General features: G+C 72.2%; 19 protein-coding genes and 1 tRNA gene. 9 read left to right on the top strand and 11 right to left on the bottom strand.

Annotated elements, in window-relative coordinates; all coding sequences use genetic code 11:
- The first annotated feature begins 45 nt into the window (after positions 1-45).
- Complete coding sequence (locus AC4GYY_RS11705; RefSeq protein ID WP_491120745.1) at positions 46-630, top strand: hypothetical protein; 585 nt, start codon at positions 46-48, stop codon at positions 628-630.
- Between the two features lie 56 nt (positions 631-686).
- Here the strand turns inward: AC4GYY_RS11705 and AC4GYY_RS11700 are convergent, their stop codons facing one another.
- From AC4GYY_RS11700 to AC4GYY_RS11690, 3 genes are read right to left on the bottom strand one after another with little or no spacing between them, the layout of a single operon-like run.
- Complete coding sequence (locus tag AC4GYY_RS11700) at positions 687-1,064, bottom strand: YdbL family probable chaperone protein (RefSeq protein ID WP_491120744.1); 378 nt, start codon at positions 1,062-1,064, stop codon at positions 687-689.
- Between the two features lie 2 nt (positions 1,065-1,066).
- Complete coding sequence (locus AC4GYY_RS11695; protein WP_491121204.1) at positions 1,067-1,252, bottom strand: YnbE family lipoprotein; 186 nt, start codon at positions 1,250-1,252, stop codon at positions 1,067-1,069.
- 32 nt (positions 1,253-1,284) lie between these two features.
- Positions 1,285-4,431, bottom strand: a complete 3,147-nt coding sequence (locus AC4GYY_RS11690) for an intermembrane phospholipid transport protein YdbH family protein (protein ID WP_491120743.1) — start codon at positions 4,429-4,431, stop codon at positions 1,285-1,287.
- 171 nt (positions 4,432-4,602) lie between these two features.
- On the opposite strand from AC4GYY_RS11690, the gene AC4GYY_RS11685 reads away from it, so the two are divergent.
- Positions 4,603-4,676 (top strand) — tRNA-Gly (locus AC4GYY_RS11685).
- Here the strand turns inward: AC4GYY_RS11685 and AC4GYY_RS11680 are convergent.
- Positions 4,642-5,346: a cell wall hydrolase gene (locus AC4GYY_RS11680; RefSeq protein ID WP_491120742.1), complete on the bottom strand. Its 705-nt coding sequence runs from the start codon at positions 5,344-5,346 to the stop codon at positions 4,642-4,644. The genes AC4GYY_RS11685 and AC4GYY_RS11680 overlap by 35 nt on opposite strands.
- A gap of 6 nt (positions 5,347-5,352) precedes the next feature.
- Positions 5,353-5,784, bottom strand: coding sequence for a PaaI family thioesterase (locus tag AC4GYY_RS11675; RefSeq protein ID WP_491120741.1), 432 nt, complete (start codon positions 5,782-5,784; stop codon positions 5,353-5,355).
- A 149-nt stretch (positions 5,785-5,933) separates the two neighbouring features.
- On the opposite strand from AC4GYY_RS11675, the gene AC4GYY_RS11670 reads away from it, so the two are divergent.
- Both AC4GYY_RS11670 and AC4GYY_RS11665 read left to right on the top strand, forming a co-directional pair.
- Positions 5,934-7,061, top strand: coding sequence for a zinc-binding dehydrogenase (locus AC4GYY_RS11670; RefSeq protein ID WP_491120740.1), 1,128 nt, complete (start codon positions 5,934-5,936; stop codon positions 7,059-7,061).
- A complete protein-coding gene (locus AC4GYY_RS11665; protein WP_491120739.1) occupies positions 7,058-7,711 on the top strand; it encodes a DsbA family oxidoreductase in 654 nt (217 codons plus the stop codon). Before AC4GYY_RS11670 ends, AC4GYY_RS11665 begins: the two co-directional genes overlap by 4 nt.
- A gap of 21 nt (positions 7,712-7,732) precedes the next feature.
- Here AC4GYY_RS11665 and AC4GYY_RS11660 read toward each other — a convergent pair whose 3' ends face one another.
- Entirely contained in the window at positions 7,733-8,281 is a 549-nt protein-coding gene (locus AC4GYY_RS11660) for a calcium-binding protein (RefSeq protein ID WP_491120737.1), read from the bottom strand.
- Positions 8,282-8,508: 227 nt separating this feature from the next.
- On the opposite strand from AC4GYY_RS11660, the gene AC4GYY_RS11655 reads away from it, so the two are divergent.
- On the top strand, positions 8,509-8,706 hold the full coding sequence (locus tag AC4GYY_RS11655; protein ID WP_491120736.1) for a hypothetical protein: 198 nt from the start codon (positions 8,509-8,511) through the stop codon (positions 8,704-8,706).
- A 175-nt stretch (positions 8,707-8,881) separates the two neighbouring features.
- On the opposite strand, the gene AC4GYY_RS11650 is transcribed toward AC4GYY_RS11655, so the two are convergent.
- From AC4GYY_RS11650 to AC4GYY_RS11635, 4 genes are read right to left on the bottom strand one after another with little or no spacing between them, the layout of a single operon-like run.
- Positions 8,882-12,253, bottom strand: a complete 3,372-nt coding sequence (locus tag AC4GYY_RS11650) for a chromosome segregation SMC family protein (RefSeq protein ID WP_491120734.1) — start codon at positions 12,251-12,253, stop codon at positions 8,882-8,884.
- A gap of 44 nt (positions 12,254-12,297) precedes the next feature.
- On the bottom strand, positions 12,298-13,032 hold the full coding sequence (locus tag AC4GYY_RS11645; protein ID WP_491120733.1) for a DsbA family protein: 735 nt from the start codon (positions 13,030-13,032) through the stop codon (positions 12,298-12,300).
- Positions 13,033-13,045: 13 nt separating this feature from the next.
- Positions 13,046-13,714 (bottom strand): thioredoxin domain-containing protein, encoded by a 669-nt coding sequence (locus AC4GYY_RS11640; RefSeq protein WP_491120731.1) that lies wholly within the window; start codon positions 13,712-13,714, stop codon positions 13,046-13,048.
- Positions 13,714-14,247, bottom strand: coding sequence for a DUF721 domain-containing protein (locus AC4GYY_RS11635; protein WP_491120730.1), 534 nt, complete (start codon positions 14,245-14,247; stop codon positions 13,714-13,716). The genes AC4GYY_RS11640 and AC4GYY_RS11635 overlap by 1 nt, the downstream gene beginning before the upstream one ends.
- Positions 14,248-14,282: 35 nt before the next feature.
- Here AC4GYY_RS11635 and AC4GYY_RS11630 point away from each other — a divergent pair, with 35 nt between their 5' ends.
- The 4 genes from AC4GYY_RS11630 to AC4GYY_RS11615 are packed head-to-tail and all read left to right on the top strand — an operon-like array spanning position 14,283 to position 17,837.
- A complete protein-coding gene (locus AC4GYY_RS11630) occupies positions 14,283-15,284 on the top strand; it encodes an A/G-specific adenine glycosylase (protein WP_491120729.1) in 1,002 nt (333 codons plus the stop codon).
- Complete coding sequence (locus AC4GYY_RS11625) at positions 15,281-16,618, top strand: serine hydrolase domain-containing protein (protein WP_491120728.1); 1,338 nt, start codon at positions 15,281-15,283, stop codon at positions 16,616-16,618. The genes AC4GYY_RS11630 and AC4GYY_RS11625 overlap by 4 nt, the downstream gene beginning before the upstream one ends.
- Positions 16,615-17,493, top strand: a complete 879-nt coding sequence (gene nudC, locus AC4GYY_RS11620) for an NAD(+) diphosphatase (protein ID WP_491120727.1) — start codon at positions 16,615-16,617, stop codon at positions 17,491-17,493. The genes AC4GYY_RS11625 and nudC overlap by 4 nt, the downstream gene beginning before the upstream one ends.
- 50 nt (positions 17,494-17,543) lie before the next feature.
- Positions 17,544-17,837, top strand: coding sequence for a CsbD family protein (locus tag AC4GYY_RS11615; RefSeq protein ID WP_491120726.1), 294 nt, complete (start codon positions 17,544-17,546; stop codon positions 17,835-17,837).
- Between the two features lie 13 nt (positions 17,838-17,850).
- On the opposite strand, the gene AC4GYY_RS11610 is transcribed toward AC4GYY_RS11615, so the two are convergent.
- A complete protein-coding gene (locus AC4GYY_RS11610; protein WP_491120724.1) occupies positions 17,851-18,285 on the bottom strand; it encodes an acyl-CoA thioesterase in 435 nt (144 codons plus the stop codon).
- Between the last annotated feature and the right edge of the window lie 41 nt (positions 18,286-18,326).

Genomic DNA, 18,326 nt, shown 5'->3' with positions numbered 1-18,326 from the left:
AGGGCGGGTCTAGGGACCGGGCATCGACAAGCAAGGAGCCAATCGATGATCGAGTTCAGCAAGGTGAAGACGAGCCGCGGCGCGCTGGCGGCGGGCGCCGCGGTGCTGGTGGCGCTGGGGGCGGCGGGCGGCGCCGGCGCGGTGCAGGCGACCCGGCCCACGATCGAGATGGCGCCGATGGTGCGCACGCCTATCGCCAGGCTCGGGGCTGCCCACGGTGTGGTGACGGTGAAGGGCCGCGTGGCGGAGGTCTATGGCGATCGTTTCGTGGTGCAGGACGCGACCGGGCGGGCGATGATCGCCGCCGGCCGCGAGGCGGGGACTGCGGTCAGCGTCGGCCAGCCGCTGACGGTGCAGGGCCGGTTCGATGACGGGCAGTTGCGCGCGAGCTACCTCGTCGATCAGAACGGCAGCATCGCCGCGGTGGCCTCGCGTGGGCCGCATCCCGGCCGCCCCGACCCGCGCGGCGGCCCCGACCGCGACGGTCCGCCGCCTCCGCCGCCGGGTTGTGCGCCCGCGTCGGGCGGACCGGGCGCGGTACCGCCACCGTCGCCCGGGCCCGCGGGAGTCGCGCCGGCATCGCCGACCGGGCAAGCGCCCGCCGCCGCTGCGGCCTCGCCTCGCCCCTGAGCGGCAGGATCGGCGTCGGCCATGGGCGTGCAGGCGCTCATGGCGCGGCCGAGACGTCAGCCGCAGCGCGGATCACGGATCGGTGCCGCGGCGGTGCGGGTCTTCCAAACGCCGTCGGGACCGCGATACTTCTCGCCCGGCCGGGTCTGCTGAATGAGGTTGCACCCGCTGGTGAAGGCCATCTCCTCGACCGTCGCGCCGCTCGTCTGGGCGCTGTCGGTGTATTTGGCCTTGCGTTGGATGTTGATGCTGCTCACCAGCGCGCGAAGCTCGGCGGAACCCGCGCCGACAATGCCGAGATAGCCGTCGGGCTGCTCGCCCACCTGTCCGGCGGCGCGCGCCGCGGCATAAGCGGGATCGCGCTGCGCCCAGGCGGGCACGCAGGACAGGCCGATCGCGGCGGCGACGGCAAGGAGGACGGCTTTGCTGGTCATCTTCAGAAGATCCCCGGATTCTGCTGGATCAGCGACTTGGCCTGATTGTCCAGCCGGTACACCACCTGCTGGGTGACGTTGATGTTGAGGTTGATCACGATAGGCTTGTCCGGCGCGGTCACGCTGACGCACCCGCCGGTTGCGAGGACGATGCCCGACAGCCCCGCTCGCGTCGCTGCGGACCACATCCTGAGAGGCTTCGTCATCGTCCACCGTCCTATCATGGCCGCGGCTCGCTTGCGCCAGCCTGAATCGCGGGCGCGGGCGGGTCCGCTTCGTTCTGCCGCCGCAGCAAGGCCGGCAGGTTGCGCGCGATCAGCCGGGCCGGATCGTAGAAGGATTGAGCGGAGTCGATCAGCCCGCGGAAAGGCGCGCGGATGCGGATGTTGAACACCAGCGGCAGCTTCTGCAGTCTCCGGATCAGGATGTTCGACCGTGCGCCCTTGCCCTGGCTGATGCCTGCGAAGCGCACCTCGGTGATCATCTCCCCCGCCAAGGGGCCGTTCATCGCGATGGCGAGGTCACGGTAGTCGATCGAGCGCAGCGCCTGGAAGGCGAGGTTCCCCCAGGTGCCGAGGTCCTCCTTCGTCAGTTCGCCGAGGTAAGCGATGTTGCCGCCGCCCCGACGCACCCGCAACGCGCCGCTCTCGATCCGGCCGCCGCCCGCGTCGAAGATCATCGGCAACGTTCCGTCGAAGGTGCCGGTGGCGCTCAGATTGCCGAAGTTGAACTGCTGCAGGAAGCGTCCCGCGTCGACACCGTCGAGCGCGAAGGTGAGCCGACGCTCGCTCGCACCGCCGAAACTCAAGAGGGTGGGGCGCAGATCGAGCGCGCCGCCCGCGAACGGCCAATGCCCGCTCGCCACCGCCACGCCGCCTCCGCGGACGAGGCGATAGACCACGCGGCCGTCTTCGACCGGGACGCCGGGGTTGACCGATGCGATCGTCGCGACCTGGCCTGGCGCGCTCTCCAGGTTCAGCAGATCGGTGAAGCGGATCGCGCCGGCGAGGCCGCGTACCGGGCCGAACGCGGCGGCGAGATCCAGGCCTTCGCTGCGGAACGTCCCGCCGCTGGTCACCCCTGCCGGGCTCCAGGCGATTCGCGCATCGCCGGTGACGGTTCCGCGGACATCGGCGATCACGCCGAAGGTGAGCGGCGTCAGCGCCTCGGGTTGGAGCGCCTTGGTGAACGCGAGGCCGGGGACCGCCAAGATCGCCTCGCCCGTGCCTCGTCCGAGGTCGTGCGCGATCGTCACGTCGGCGACGCGGGTTCTGCGATCGGGCGTGACGAGCGCCGCCGTCGCGGCGATCGCGCCATCCGCGAGGCGCACGCGAATCGCATCCGCGCCGAGCGGCTTGAAACGCGCACCAGGATTCGCGTCGGCGATGGTGGCGGTCGCGGCGAGCGTCACCGCGCCGCCGCCGGCTGCCAATACGCCGGTGCCGTTCGAAACCCGCAGCGGCACCTTGCCGATGTGCCCGGAGAGATCGTCGAAGGCTCCGGCGGCGCCAGCCCCGGACAGCGCGCCGCGCAGACGGCCGAGATCGAGGCTGGTTGCCGCGTCCGGAGGACCGAGGCGGACCGCCACCCCGCGGGCCTCGACCTGACGGCTCGCGATGCTGACGCGCGCGTCGGCGGCCGCCAGCGTGATCGGCGAAGCGCCGAGCGATCCCTGAAGGCGAAGGCCGGCGATGCGCGCGCCGCCGGTGACCACGCCGCCATCCATCGCGACCAGCGCCGCCCCGCTGGCGCAGAAGGGGATGTGCGTGCTGCGCAGCGTTAGGGTGGAGGCGACGAGCCGGTCGAAGGACAGCGCGGCGCATCCGGGGTCGACCGTGACGCCGGTGGCCCCGTTCCAGTCGATGATGAGCGGCAGTCGCAACCGGTCAACGCGCCCGTTCGGCAACGGTCCGGACATGGTCGCGGTCGTGGCGATCCGCGCGCCGCTCGCGCCCCAGGTGAATCGGACCGGATCGAGCACGAGTTGCGCGCCCACCGTCGCATAGGGGGCGAAAGACGCGACGCCGCGGATCCGCTCCGCCGTCTGCGCACGAACGAAGCGGATCGTCGCCGCCGGCAATCCGCCGCCCCTCAGCCGCGCTTCGCCGCCCATCGGCGCGGATGCGCCGCCCGCGATGGCGATCGGGGCGGACGGCAGGAATGCGGCGCGTGCGCCCGAACGGGCGACGACGGTCAGGCGACCGAGCGACGCCCCGCCGCCTCTCAGCACAATTCCGGCGACCGCGTCGAAGTCGCGGGCGGCGCGCGCAAGTGCGGCCGTTCCCTTGGCGACCAGGGGACCGAGCGGGGTGCCGATCGCGGCGGCCCGCTGCCGCTGGAGCCGCGCGACGAGCCGAGAAGGCGCGGACACGCCCGTCGCGCTGACCTTGCCCAGGAAGGCCGCGTCGCTGTCGATCCGGTATCGGCCCGTCACCGCGATCGCCCGGCTGGTGAGGCCTCCAAGCCGGGCGGGGCCTCCGGTCAGCGCCAGGGTGCCGGAGGTGCCCTGCGGCGAGCCGGCGAAGACGATGCGGCCTCCTGCGCTCCGCGCCGCGAAGGACGAGGCTGCGATCCCGCTTATGCGCAGCGCCGCCGCGCCGCGCCACTCGCGCAATCCCGCCGAGAGCGTCGCCGTCACCTCGGCGATCGGCCCTGCGACGGCCCCGCCCGGGCAGGCGACGCGGTCCGCACGGACCGGGCCGGTCAGGGTCAGGCCACCGGCGTGCGTCGCGATCGTCGTCGTGAGGCCGGGTCGAGACGCCGTGCAGCCGGCTACGGTGAGGCGCCGGCTCGTCGCCACCCCGCGGCCGCGGAAACCCTGGTCCAGCCGTCCGCGTCCGCTGAGCACGAGGTCGATCACCCCGATCGGGGAAGCGACCTGCGCCCGTGCGCCCGTCACCTGGAGGTCGACGGCGGGGAGGCGGAAACCGCCCGCGCCCGTCGAGTCCGGCAGGAGGCGGTCGATCTCGCCCAATGAGAGGCGGCCGCCAGCGATCGACGCGCGCACCCGCAATCCGGCGGCCCGCACCGTGGTGACGACGACGCCGTCAAAGCCGAGACGGGTACGGATCTCGATCCAGTCGGCGGTGAGATCGGGGCGCGCGGGATCGCCGACGACGACATCGACCAGCCGTTGGCGACCCAGGCCGAGATCGGCGATGCGATAGCGCGCGCGCACGTGCGCCGCCGCGAGCTTGCGATCGATCACCGCGCTTCCCAGCGTCGTGCGCGCGCTCCAGACGGCCGCGATCGCCGTCACGCCGCAGAGCGAGAGGACGCCGATCCAGCGTGCCCGCTGCGTGCGGCGCGAGCGGGGCGAGGCGCCCCCGTTCGGCGGATCGGCGTTGAAGGGCTGGCTGACGGTCACGTCCGTGGGCGGATACGGCGACCGCGATGTCGCCGCAACGCGCCTGACGCGAGCGGGCGCGCTCGCCCGACCCGCGACCGCTCCGCAGTTGACGACCGCGGGCCTTTGTGCGAGCGCCCGTCGTCAGCGCGAGCGGCTGCGCCATGAGATGTGAGCGGCCGATTTCGACATGCGGGTGTAGCTCAATGGCAGAGCAGAAGCTTCCCAAGCTTACGACGAGGGTTCGATTCCCTTCACCCGCTCCACCGTCATCATACGGTCGCGACGGGTCCTGACATAGAACAAGTGGGTCCCGACCCGCGCGACCTTGGTCAGCGAGTCGCGCCAGTACGGGACGACCCAGTCCGCATGGTAATGAGTAGCGCCGCCGACATCGGCGAACACCGCGCCGGCGAGCGCGCGTCGTGCCGCCGCGCGCGCCTGCGCCCAGCCGTCATGCCGCGGGCGCCGCTGGATCGAGCCGTCGCAGGTGAACGAGAACTGGCACCCGGTCGCCCGCGCATAGCCGTCGTAAACGACGCCGCAGATCGTCCGCGGAAACCCTGCCGTCCGCGCGCGGTTGAGGATCACCTGGATGACCGCCCTCTGCCCGCGCCGGTCTTCGCCGACCTCGTACAGCGCCGCGGTCGCGAGACAGTCGACCGCCTGCGCGCGCTCGGCCGAGCCACCGCGGAAGCGGTACGGCTTCGCCCGCACTCGCCAGCGGGCTTCGATCGGGACGGCGGCGTTGGAGGCGCGGGCCTGCGCCATCGTCAGCGGCTCGGGGCCGGTTCGCTCGTCCCCGAGGAAGCGCCAGGCAGCCAGCGCCGCCACGGCCAGCACCAGGACGACGACGCCCGCCACCAGCAGCCGCATCTCGAACGCCGAGGCACGCGCCGCGGCCGCCCAGCCGCCGTTCCGACGACGCTTCCTCAACGGCGGCTACCGCGTCGCTGCGGCCGCCGCCGCGGCCTGCTCCACCCGGCTCCGTTCGGCCAGCATCAACGTCGAGCTCGCCTTGGCGAGGACCTTGCCGGCCGAGTCGAGTAGCCGCGCCTCGGCGAAGCAGGTGGTGCGGCCCCGGCGCTCGATCCAGGCCTCCGCGGTCACCGGTCCGGGACGGGCGGGCGCATAGAAGCTGACCTTCAGCTCCAGCGACATCGGGACCACATCGGGGCCGGCGGCGGCGATGATCGCGTGCGCCATCGCGGCGTCGAGCCAGCCTGTGACGAAGCCGCCCTGAACCACGCCGCCCGAATGGCACATGTGCGGTCCGGCCCGATATTCGAGCGACGCCCGGCCCGCGGGATCCATGGTGACGACGCGGGCGAGACCGAGCGCGGCGTTGAGATCTTGTTCGCGGGGTTCGGTCATGGCGCGGCGCGTCCTCCTGGTGCCGCGTCGACGTGCGGGCCCGATGGTGGTCTGTCAAAGCCGAACTTCCCGCGATCGCGGGAGCAGCCGGTTGACCGCGCGCGCGGCCAGGCCGATGCGAACGGGCGAACCAGCGACGGGAGAGAGTGATGGCGGTTTCGGGACGCGAACTCAGGTCGACGGCAAGCCCGGACGGCGCGTTGACGCTGAGCCTCGAGACGGTCGCGTACGAGGATCCGGCGGCCGGAGAGGTGATCGTCCGGGTCGAGGCGGCGCCGATCAATCCGAGCGATCTCGGTCTGCTGCTCGGCCCCGCCGACGTGGCGTCGCTGACGCCGGGCGGCGAGGCAGGGAGCCCGACGCTGCGCTTCACCATTCCGGAGCGTCGGCTGGGATCGATCGCGGCGCGGATCGGCCAGTCGCTCCCGGTCGGCAACGAGGGTGCGGGCACCGTGATCGCCGCGGGCGAGGGTGCGGAGGCGCTGCTCGGCAAACGGGTCGGAATGCTCGGCGGGGCGATGTTCGCCGATTATCGCAAGCTGCGCGCGCGCGACGTCGTCGCGCTTCCGGACGGCGCGACCGCGGCGGACGGCGCGTCGATGTTCGTCAATCCGCTCACCGCCCTGGGGTTCGTCGAGACCGCCCGCGCCGAGGGACACCGGGCCATCATCCACACCGCCGCCGCGTCGAACCTGGGGCAGATGCTCCAGCGGATTTGCCTCGCCGACGGCGTGCCGCTGGTTAACATCGTCCGGTCCGCCGAGCAGGCGGAGTTGCTGCGCGGGATCGGGGCGACGCACGTCCTCGACAGCCGCGAGGCCGGGTTCCGGGCGAAGCTGGTCGACGCGATCGCGGAGACCGGGGCCACCGTCGCGTTCGACGCGATTGGCGGCGGGTCGTTGGGCGGCGACCTCGTCCAGGCGATGGAGCAGGCGGCGGTGCGGACGATGACCGAATATAGCCGCTACGGATCGAACACGTTCAAGCAACTCTACATCTACGGCGCACTCGATCTGTCACCGACGGTCCTCAACCGGCTTTCGTTCGGATTCCAGTGGAGCGTGTCCGGCTGGCTGCTGACGCCGTTCCTTCAGAAGGCCGGTCAGGAGGTCGCCGGGCGCCTGCGGCAGCGCGTGGTCGATGAGCTGACCACCACCTTCGCCAGCCGTTACACCCGCACGATCGGGCTGGCCGAGGCGCTCGATCCCGACATCCTGCGGGCGTACGAGCGCAAGGCGACGGGAGAGAAATATCTGATCGATCCGACGCGCGGATGACACCCGCCCGCCCCGAGATCGATGTCGTCCTCGACCTCGTCTGCCCGTGGTGCGCGATCGGGCTACGCTCGCTCGAGATCGCGCTCGAACGGGTCGGCGGCATGGTGGACGCCGAGGTCCGTGTCCGGCCGTTCGAACTCAATCCTGACCTACCGGTGGAGGGCGAGGACGCGCGCCAGCATGTCGCGCGCAAATATGGCGTGTCGTCCGATGCGGCGCGCGCGAGTCGGACGGCGCTGCGCGAGCAAGCGCGCGCGGTCGGGCTCGAACTTGCGGGCGGCGAGGGCGCGCGCATCTGGAACACCTTCGACGCGCATCGCCTGCTGTTCTGGGCGGGGAAGGAGCGTCAGCTTGCCCTCGCCGATGCGCTGTTCCGCGCGCATCTCGAGCGCGGGGCGAGCCTTGCCGATCGCAGTGTGCTCGCCGACGTGGCGGCAGAGGCGGGGCTCGATCGCGCGGCGGCGTCGGAGGTGCTGGACGTCGGGCGTTTCGCCGACGAGGTCCGCGCCGAAGAGCGCCGCTGGCTCGCCGAGGGGGTGCGCGGCGTTCCCTATATCGTCGTCGACGACCGTTACGTGATCAATGGCGGCCAGCCGCCGGAGAAGTTCGAACGCGCGCTCCGCCACATTGCCGCCGAGGCGCGCGCCTGAACGACGCGCGCCCCGCGCCGTTCAGTCGAAACGGAACTGTGACGGGCTGATGTCGACGCTGGTCAGCCCGCTCAGCATCAGCGTCGAGTCGCCGTAGCCGATCAGCAGTCCGTCGGCGGTGTCAGTCAGCGTCAGGTCCCCGAAGTTCTGCGGCTCCTGACCGCGATCGGCGTCGAAGACGATGCGGTCGGCGCGCGAGAAGTCCGTGATCGTGTCGTGCTGCGCGAACTGATCGTCGAAGATGAAGGTGTCGGTGCCGCCGCCGCCCGACATCACGTCGTCGTCCTCGCCGCCGTCGATCCGGTCGTTGCCGGCGCCGCCCGAGATCCGGTCGGCACCGTTGTCGCCGATGATCTTGTCGTCGCCCGCGCCGCCCACGAGCAGATCGTCGCCGTCGTCGCCGTCGATCACGTCGTTGCCGCCCAGCCCGCGCAGAGTATCCGCGCCGTCGCCGCCGATCAGTCGGTCCTTGCCGTCGGTGCCGTCGCGGGTGATGAACTCGCGCGGCAGCCAGATCACCGTATCGTCCACGTCATGCGCGCGCGCGCCGCTGAGCATCGAAGTCGCCATGTGAATGTCTCCCGTCCCACACGCCCGGCCTTCGCGGCCGGACGTGATCTTGGTGGCGATTGTCACGGGATCGGTTCACCGGCGCGCAAAAAAAAAGGCTTAGGGATCTGCGTTCTGCCGCTGGGACGATCGAGCGAGGACGAATGCGACCGTGTCGCAACACGCGCGACGCACTGGTGCAAGACGGTGGCCGCACACGGGAACCCGCAATCGCCAAGGAGCGCCCCGTGACCCATGAGACCGACTATCTTCTCGAACGATCCTCGTGCGAGGCCGTCCGCGCCATCCAGTCCGCCGAGCCGAAGGTCGCCGGCATCCACCAGGAGCTCTGCCTCCTCTACACCGCCCGCGCGCTGGCGATGATCGCGGCGGAGAAGCGGCGCGCCCGCCGGGCAGGTCAGCCGGTCAGCAGCCCGGCGAGGTAACGGATCAGGTCCACGGCCGAGCCGAGGCTGATCGGCGCGAGCAGCAGCACCAGCGCATAGGCCAGGGCCAGTCGCGACACGACCCGCTCCCGCGCCGAGCGCGGCTTCGGCGCAGGGTCGGGGCGGGGCCAGGTGGAGCGGTCGTCGACGAACATCGCGGACCGAACCTGCGCCTTCACTCGGCGGCGAGCAAGTGGGTCGCGCCGCCCAGATCGACCGAGACGAGTCGGCTGACGCCCTTCTCGATCATCGTCACCCCGAACAGCCGGTGCATCCGGCTCATCGTCACCGCATTGTGGGTGACGATCAGGTAGCGAGTCGCCGTCTCGTCCGTCATGCGGTCGAGCAGGTCGCAGAAGCGTTCGACGTTGGCGTCGTCGAGGGGCGCGTCGACTTCGTCGAGGACGCAGATCGGGGCGGGGTTCGTCAAAAACACCGCGAAGATCAGCGCCGTCGCGGTCAGCGCCTGCTCACCGCCCGAAAGCAGCGTCAGCGAGCCGAGCCGCTTGCCCGGCGGCTGGGCCATGATCTCCAGCCCGGCGTCGAGCGGATCGTCCGAGTCGACCATCGCGAGATGCGCCTGCCCGCCATCGAACAGCGTGGTGAAGAGGCGTCGGAAATGCGCGTCGACCGCCTCGAACGCCGCGCGGAGCCGCTGGCGGCCCTCGCGGTTGAGAAGTGCGATCGAGCCGCGCAGTTCGGCAACGGCTTCGCCCAACTCGGCGCGGTCGGCCGCGATCTGCGCCGCCGCACCCTCAAGCTCGGCCAACTCCCGTTCGGCGACGAGGTTGACCGGGCCGATCCGTTCGCGCTCGCGCATCAGACGGTCGTGACATGCCGACTCGTCCGCGGGCGCACGGACGTCCGCGCTGTCGAACCCCGCTCTCACGGGCAGCACCGGTGCGGGGCATTCGAACCGCTCGCCCGCGACGCGACCCATCTCGAGGCGGCGGAGTTCGTGGTTCTCGACCCGCGCGACGGCGCCGGCGCGCGCCTCTCGGGCGGCAGCGAGCGCCTCGGTCGCGTCGCGGACGGCGGCTTCGGCGGCACGGACGGCGACATCGGCGGCGCGCTCGCCGACGGCGAGGGCCTCGGCGGCGGCGCGCGCCGCCTCGTGCGCGTCGCTCTCATGGGCGATCTGCGCGTGTAGCGCCGCCGGGCTTTCCGCGATGGTCTCCCGCTCGGCGGCGAGCGCGGCGGCGCGCTTGGCCATCTCGGCGATCCGGCGGGCGGCGTCGCCGGCGCGGGCGCGCCAGCTTTTCGCTTCGGCGTCGGCGCCGGCTCGGCGCTCGCGGTCGGCGGCGAGCGCGCGCGCCGCCGCCGCCTGTGCGGCGCGGGCGCGGGCAACGGCATCGCGCGCGGCCTGCGCTCCGTGATGGAGTCGCTGGACCTCGCTCGCGACATCACCGCCATCGGGAAGCGCCGCGCGCGCGGCGGCGGCCGCGTCATGCTCGACCTGCGCCTCGCCGGCCTCGGCCTCGGCGCGGCCGGCGCGGGTCTCGAGGTCGGCGCTTTGGCCGGTCAGGCGATCGAGCGCTGCGGCGGCACGGTCGGCCCGTGCGGCGGCCTCGCGCGCCTTGGTCTCTGCGGTGGCGAGCGCAGTGCGGGCGAGTCGCCCCGCTTCGCGGACGTCGGCGATGTCGCGCTCGGCAGAAGCGAGGTTCGTCTCAGCGGTCGCAACGGCGGCGCGAGCCGGTGGAAGCGCCGCCTCGATGGCGGAAAGGCGGTTGAGCCGTTCCAGCCGCTCGGCGGCGGCCGCGCCCGAGCCTTCGGCGACGAACCCGTCCCAGCGGCGGAGGGTGCCCGATCGCGTGACCAGACGTTGGCCGGGGGCGAGCGTGCGGGCGTCGTCCGCCTCGACCGCGATCACCTGCGCGAGCCGCCGGGCGAGAGCAGGCGGCGCGGTGACGCTGGGGGCGAGCGCGTCCTTCGCGCACGCTTCATCGCCCTCGGCCCCGCGCCATGCCGCGAGCGGCGCGTCGAGATCGTCCCCGAGCGCGGCGGCGAGCGCGCGTTCGTAGCCCGGAGCCGCGCGGACATGGTCGAGCAGCCGGTCGCGGCCGCCGCGCCTCGTCGCCCGCTCGAGCGCTGCGGCCTCGCTTTCGAGTGCGGCGAGGTCGGCGCGAGCGGCGGCGCGGCCGGACTGGGCGGCGTCGCGCCGTGCCGTGGCCGCCCGCTCGGTCGTCTCGGCCTCCGCGATCTCGGTGCGAGCGGCTTCGGCGCTGATCGCGGCTGCGCGGGCTTCAACGAGCGCGCGGTCGCGGTCGGCGGCGAGCGGATCGGGGGCAGGCAGGGCGGCGAGCGCGGCGCGAGCGTCGGCGAGCGCGCGGGTGGTGCGATCCAGCCGGGTACGCGCCGCCGCCACCGCCGCGTCCGCCACCCGTCGTTCCGCCGCCTCCTCAGCCTGGCGCGCGAGACCCTGGGCCAGCGCCACCTCGGCATCGCGCGCGATCCGCTCGGCGGCGGCGACCTCGGCGTCGCGCGCGGGCAGCGCGGCCGAGGCGACCGCGATCCGTGATTCGAGCGCCTTCGCTTCGTCGGTGAGCCGGGCGAGCGCGGCAGCGGCGTCTTCGGCGAGCACGCCCTCGCGCCCGCGATCGGCGGCGAGCCGCGCCGCGGTGTCGGCGAGTTCGGCGAGGCGGCGCTCGGCGGCGGCCTTCTCGCTTCGCAGGCCGGCGAGCGCACGGGCGACCTCGCCGGCCCGGTCGCGCGCGGCAAGCGCGGCGGCACGGGCGTCGATGGACCGGATAGCCGCCGCCTCCTGCTCGGCGGCGGCGGCCTGGTGCGCCTCGGCGGCGGCGGCGACCTGCCGTTCGGCCTCCATCGCCTCGGCCTTGGCGACGTCGGCGGCGGTCGCCGCCTCGCGCCAGCGCGCGAAGATCATCCGCGCCTCGGCCACGCGGATCTCGTCCGAGAGCATGCGGTAGCGCTCGGCCTGGCGTGCCTGACGTCGCAACGCGGCGGCGCGCGCGCCCTGATCGGCGACAAGCGCGTCGATGCGTTCGAGGTTGGCTTCGGTGGCACGCAGCTTCGCCTCGGCGTCACGCCGGCGGACGTGAAGTCCCGAGATCCCCGCCGCCTCCTCCAGCATCGCGCGCCGGTCCGCGGGCCTGGCGGCGATCACCGCGCCGATCCGATTCTGGCTGACCAAAGCGGGCGAGTGCGCACCGGTCGCCGCGTCGGCGAACAGCAGCGCGACGTCCTTCGCGCGGACGTCCCGACCGTCGATCCGGTAGGCGGAGCCCGCCCCGCGCTCGATCCGGCGGACGATCTCGCGATCGTCCCCGTCGACCTCGGCGAGGATCGAGACCTCGGCGAAGTCGCGCGGCGGGCGGGTTGCCGTGCCGGCGAAGATCACGTCCTCCATCCCGGCGCCGCGCAGCGACTTCGGGCTGGCCTCGCCCATCGTCCAGCGCAGCGCCTCGAGCAGGTTGGACTTGCCGCAGCCGTTGGGTCCGACGACCCCGGTCAGCCCCGGCTCGATCCGGAGATCGGCCGGATCGACGAAGCTCTTGAAGCCGGCAAGGCGGAGGCGCTTGATCTGCATCGGGTCCGGCGCGAGCCTATCGCGCCGGTGGCCCGTGTCGAGGGTTACGCGCCCGCGGCCTTCAGCGCCTGTTCAACCTGCGGCCAGCTGACGATGTTCTCGAGCCGCTGGCCGTTCAGGAAGAAGGTGGGCGTCCCCGTCACGCCCTGCTCGTCCATCGCCTTTTGCGACAGATCGGTGATCTCCTTGATCAGCTTGGGATCGGCGAGGCAGGCGCGCGCCTGCTGTTCGGGGACGCCGCGCTGCTTGAGGAAGTCGATGTAGCCGAGGTGCTCGACCCAGGCGACCGCCTGCTGCTGCGGAGGCCGGCCCTGGATGCTCTGCTGGAACGGCGCCGCATTCTCGAGCTTGTCGAGAAAGGCGGGCTGTTCGAGGTACATCTGCTCGAGGATCGGGAAGAACGGCGCGGCGCCGGCGCAGTGACCGAGGGTGGCGACGCCCAGGTCCGGCGCGTGAACCATGAAGTCGCGGAACTCGTAGGAGACCTTGCCTGACTTGACGTAGGTCTGCTCGAGCGGCTGCATCCCGGTCTGGCCGAACGCGCCGCAGGTCGGGCAGGTGCGCGAGCCGTATTCGACGAGCTTCAGCTTGGCGTCGGGATTGCCCATGACATAGCCGTTCTCGGCGGTCTTCGAGACGACCTGGGTCCAGTCCTGCCCGGCGGGAGCGGTGACCGCGGTGACCGAATTGGCCGGGGCGCTGATGTTGCCGGCCGTGTCGGACCCGCCGCAGGCGGCGAGCGCCAGCGCGAGCGTGGCGGTGAGGGCGAGATGACGCATGGAAGGGACTCCGTTACTTGGCGCCGGCGGCGCGCAGCTGAGGCTCGAGTTCGGCCCAGGTGACGTGAAGGACGAGGCGACCGTTGATCTCGAACGCCGGGGTGCTGTCGACGTCGCCTCGCACCTGCGACGCCATCTTGGCGACCGCCTGGATGTTCGCGTCGTCCTTGAAGCAGGCGTCGAGCCGAGGCGCGGTCATGCCCGCCTTGCGGGCGATGTCGGACAGGCCGGACCTGTCGGCGAAGGCGCGGGCGCGGGCCTGGTTGCTCGGCAGCCCGGCGACCGCGCCCGACTGGTCGTAGTCGGCGGCACGCTTGTACCAGTCGTCCTGTGCGGCATAGACCGCCCGGTGATATCTGGGAAAGTCCCGCGGCCCGATGCAGTGCGCAAGGATCGCGGCGACGAGGTCGATCTTGTCGTGGAGCTGGTTGCGGATCTCGACGCTGGTCGAGCCCGACCGCACCATCCGACCCATCAGCACGTCGTGACTCTGCTCGACGAAGTGCCGGCAGTGCGGGCAGGTGTAGCTGACGTATTCGACCAGCTTCACCTTGGCGGCGGGGTTGCCGATCACATAGCCGCCCGGAGTCGCGCGGGCGACGGTGGTCCAGTCGCGCGCCGGGGCGGCGAAGGCGACGGTCGCGAGGAACAGCGAGACGAGGACGGCGAGGCGGCGGCGCATCATTTCACCTGCGGAAGGCCGGAGGTCGCGGCGACCCCCGCGGCGAGCGCTTCGAGCACCGCCTTCAGTTCGGGATCGCCGATCGTCTTCAGGCTGTCGCCGAGTTCGACCGGCACGGGCTTCAGCGACGAGGGGGCGCGTCGTTCGGCGCGGACCGGGAGTTCGCCGTGGCGGATCGTCACCTTGGCGACCGCTTCGTAGCCGAAGAAGCGGTTCACCCGCTCGATGATCTCGGGCAGGATATGCTGGATCGTCACCGCATGCGCGCCGCGGACGGTGATCGTCAGCGTCCCGCCGTCCTTCTTGCCGATCGGAAAGCGCAGCGATTCGGGGGCGCTGACCGCGGCCCAGCGCCCGCCGACGATCTCTCCCCAGCGGCTGACGACCGAGGATTGGACGAAGCCGAACTTCTTGAACGCGGCGCGGCCGACGTCGGGCAGCAGCTCCGCCACCTGGCGCGGGCCGTTCCGGCGGACGGGGGGGGCCTTGTCGGGCTCTGGGACGCGACCGCGCTTGCTCACGGCTGCGCCCATGCCATAGCCCGGCCGTGCCCGCCAAGCGCCGAGATGTGTCCGAGAAGCTCCTCGCCTGGTACGACGTGCATGCGCGCGTGCTGCCGTGGCGGGCGCGGCCCGGCGAGACCTCGGATCCGTACCGGGTGTGGCTGAGCGAGGTCATGCTCCAGCAGACGACGGTCGCGGCGGTCAAGCCGCGGTTCGCGGCCTGGGTGGCGCGCTGGCCGAGCGTCGCGGCGCTCGCCGCCGCGGATGAGGCGGAGGTGATGGCCGCCTGGGCGGGGCTGGGCTATTACGCCCGCGCGCGCAATCTGGTGCGCACCGCGACGGCGGTGGCGGCCGCCGGCGCCTTCCCGCGGACCGAGAACGGGCTGCGGATGCTGCCGGGGCTGGGCGCCTATACCGCGGCGGCGGTGGCGGCGATCGCGTTCGGCGAGCGCGCGGTGGTGGTCGACGCCAACGTCGAGCGCGTGGTCGCCCGGCTGTTCGCGATCGAGGCCAAGGGGCCGGCGATCCGCGAGGCTGCCGGTGCGATCACTCCGGAGGCGCGCGCGGGCGACTTCGCGCAGGCGATGATGGATCTGGGCTCGGGCGTCTGTACGCCGCGCGCGCCCAAATGCCTGCTGTGCCCGCTGCGTGAGGAGTGCGCCGGGTTCGCCGGCGGCACCCCGGAGGCATACCCGGCCCGGAAGGCGAAGGCCGAACGACCGCAGCGATATGGGACGGTGTTCTGGATCGAGCGCGCGGGCGCGGTGATGCTGGTCCGCCGTCCGCCGCGCGGGCTCCTCGGCGGGATGCGGGCGTTGCCGACCGGACCATGGACCGATGCGCCGCCCGGGCTGGGCGGCGGGCCGGACGGCCGCGGCTGGCGGATCCTGCCCACGACCGTCGCTCACGTCTTCACCCACTTCCGCCTAGAACTCGCGCTTGCGGTGGCGGAGCGAGACGCGCAGACGGCGGCGACGGGAGAATGGTGGCCGATCGACCGCCTGAGCGAGGCCGGGCTGCCCGGCGTCTTCGCCAAGGCGGCCGATGCGATACGGAGAGCGCGATGAAGGTTCTGGTCGGTTCCACGGCGCTGATCGCGCTGCTCGCAGGCGGGGCGGCGCTCCGTGCGCAGACCGCGGCCCCGCCGCCGGCCGCTCCCGCGCAGGTCGCGCCCGCACAGGCGGCGGCGCTCCTGCCGAACACGCAGGCGTTGTTCACGTCTCTCGTCGCCGAGAACAAGATGCCCGGCATCGTCGGCGCGTTCGGGGTGGGCGACCTGCCGACGATCTTTCCCGCCGCCGGTCGGATCGGCGACGAGCCGGGTGCCGCGCCCGCGGGGCCGGACTCGCTCTACCGTGTCTATTCGATGACCAAGCCGATCACCGCCTTCGCGGCGATGATCCTGATCGAGGAGGGGAAGATCGGGCTCGACGACCCGCTCTCGAAATACTTTCCCGCCTTCAAGACGATGCGGGTGCTGACCAGCCCCGACACCTCGCTCGCCAGCGTGCCCGCGACGTCGCCGATCACGATCCGCGAGCTGCTGACCCACACGTCCGGCCTCAGCTACAACATCCTCGCCAAGGGGCCGCTGCTGGCGGAATACGAGCGGCTCGGCCTCCTGCCCGGCGCCATTGAGGCGAGATCGGAGGCGAAGGCGCGGCTCGTCCGCCCCAAGTCGCTCCAGGAGTTCGCGAACCGCGTCGCGCAGGCGCCGCTGATCGCGCAGCCGGGGACGGCGTGGAACTACTCGATCGGCCTCGACGTGATGGGCGCGGTGATCGAGAAGGCGAGCGGGATGCCGTTCGACCGCTTTCTCCAGATACGCATCTTCACGCCGCTGAAGATGACCTCGACCTTCTTCACCGTGCCGGCATCCGAGGTGAAGCGGCTGTCGACCAATTATGTCTTCGTCGGCGAGCAGCGGACCCCGCTCGATCCGGCGGCGACGTCGGTGTTCCTGCAGCCGCCCAGCTTCCCCTACGGCGGCGCCGGGCTGGTGTCGTCGGCGCGCGACTACGATCGGTTCCTCCACATGATCCAGGATGGCGGCACGCTGGACGGGGTGCGCATCCTCAAGCCCGAGACCGTTGCCCTCGCGACTTCGAACCTGCTGCCGCCGGGCGTCTTCTTCACCAATGTCGACGGGACGAGCGGGACGACGGGGACCAAGATGGGCTTCGGCGCGGGCGGGTCGGTCGCGATCGACGATCAGCCGAACGGGCGTTCCAAGGGCACCTACGGCTGGGGCGGAGCGGCGGGAACGATCGCCTGGGTCGATCCGAAGAAGCATTTCAGGGGGACGGTGATGGTCCAGTTCGTGCCCGACAAGATGTGGAACCTGCGCGCCACGGTGCCGGCGGCGCTGCTGAAGGACGCCGCGCGGTATCGCCCGCAATGAAGACAGCGCCCGGCTTCACCGGCGGCACGCTCGACCGCGCCGATCACCTCCGCCACGATCCCGCCGGGGTCGCCGCGGCGATGGGCAACTGGCAGGCGCGGCTGCTCCGACTGCATGAGGGGCAGCCCGAGATCGCCGACGACGGTCGGCTGACCTGGACGATGCTGACCGAGGCGCCGGACGAGGCCGAGTTCGTGCTATTGGGGCTCGACAACGGCCGCCCCCGGTTCGCCGCGCTGCTCCCCGACGCCGGACCGATGGCCGGGTTCCGCAGCCCGCAGCTGATGGCGGCGCTGGGCGGGATGCAGCCGGGCGAGGCGGCGATCTATGCCGCGGCACGCAGCGTACTCGACTGGCACGCCCGCCACCGCTTCTGCGCCAATTGCGGCGCAGGGACCGCGACGTTCCGCGCCGGCTGGGGCCGCAGATGCCCGGCCTGCGCGACCGAGCACTTCCCGCGGGTCGACCCGGTGGTGATCATGATCGCCGAGCATGAGGGCCGCGCGCTGCTCGGACGCCAGCCGGCATGGCCGGCCGGGCGCTACTCCGCGCTCGCCGGCTTCCTGGAGCCGGGCGAGTCGATCGAGGAGGCGGTCGCACGCGAGATCGGCGAGGAGGCAGGGGTTCGGGTGACGGACGTCCGCTACGTCGCCAGCCAGCCCTGGCCGTTTCCGTCGCAGCTGATGATCGCCTGCGTCGCCCGGGCCGAGGACGATGCGATCACCCTCGACACGAACGAGCTCGAGGATGCGATCTGGGTGGGGCGCGACGAGGTCCGCGCGGCGCTCGCCGGCGGCGACGCGCCGTTCATCGCGCCCCCGCCTTACGCCATCGCGCATACGCTGTTGGCCGAATGGGCCGACGAACGGCACTAAACGCATCGTGGGTCGTTGGGCCGCCGAAACGTCACCATCGGAGACCGACCATGAACGAAGACACCGCCACCGGCGCCGCGAACGACATCACGGGCAAGGTCAAGGAGACCGCCGGCTCGGTGACCGGCGATCGGTCGCTCCAGGCGAACGGGATCGTCGATCAGGTCAAGGGCGCGATCCAGAAGACCATCGGCGGGGTCGCGGGCGACAACACGCCCGGCGTCGGCGGCACCGTCGACAAGGCGCGTCAGTTCGCCAAGGACCGCCCGTGGGCGGCGGCGGCCGCCGCCGGCGTCATCGGCCTTGCGATCCTGAACACCCTGCGCGGCAAGGGCCGGGCCTGACGAACGCGGGAGGTCAGCCCTCCCGCACCCGTAACGCCTCGACGCGCTGCCGGAACTCCTCCGGCAGCGTGTCGCCGCTTGTCGCGTTCATTACGATCGTCGTGTCGCAGGTCGCGATCGCGCGGCCCGACTGGATCATGACCGCCAGCAGGTCCCAGCTGCGCCGCCCGATCGCGCCGACCCCCAGGCCGATCTCGACATCGTCCGGGAAGCTGCCCTCGGCGAGATAGTTGATCTCGTTGCGCGCGACGACCGCGCGCATCCGGTCGTCGCCGCGCAGCGCCCGGCCGAGCCGGTAATTGAACCGGACCCGTGCCGTCTCGAACAGCGCCGCGAACGCGACGTTGTTCAGGTGGCCCATCGTGTCGAGGTCCTGGAACCGCGTCTGGACGGTCTCGATCTCGGGATAGGCGTCGCGCACGAGGCGCCATGGAGCGGGGCGGGGCATTGGCTTCACCGACTAGCGGAAACCGACATGGGGCAAAGCCC

It is taken from the genome of Sphingomonas sp. SP6 (assembly GCF_058313435.1).
This window is presented reverse-complemented; position numbering and strand designations above follow the sequence as displayed.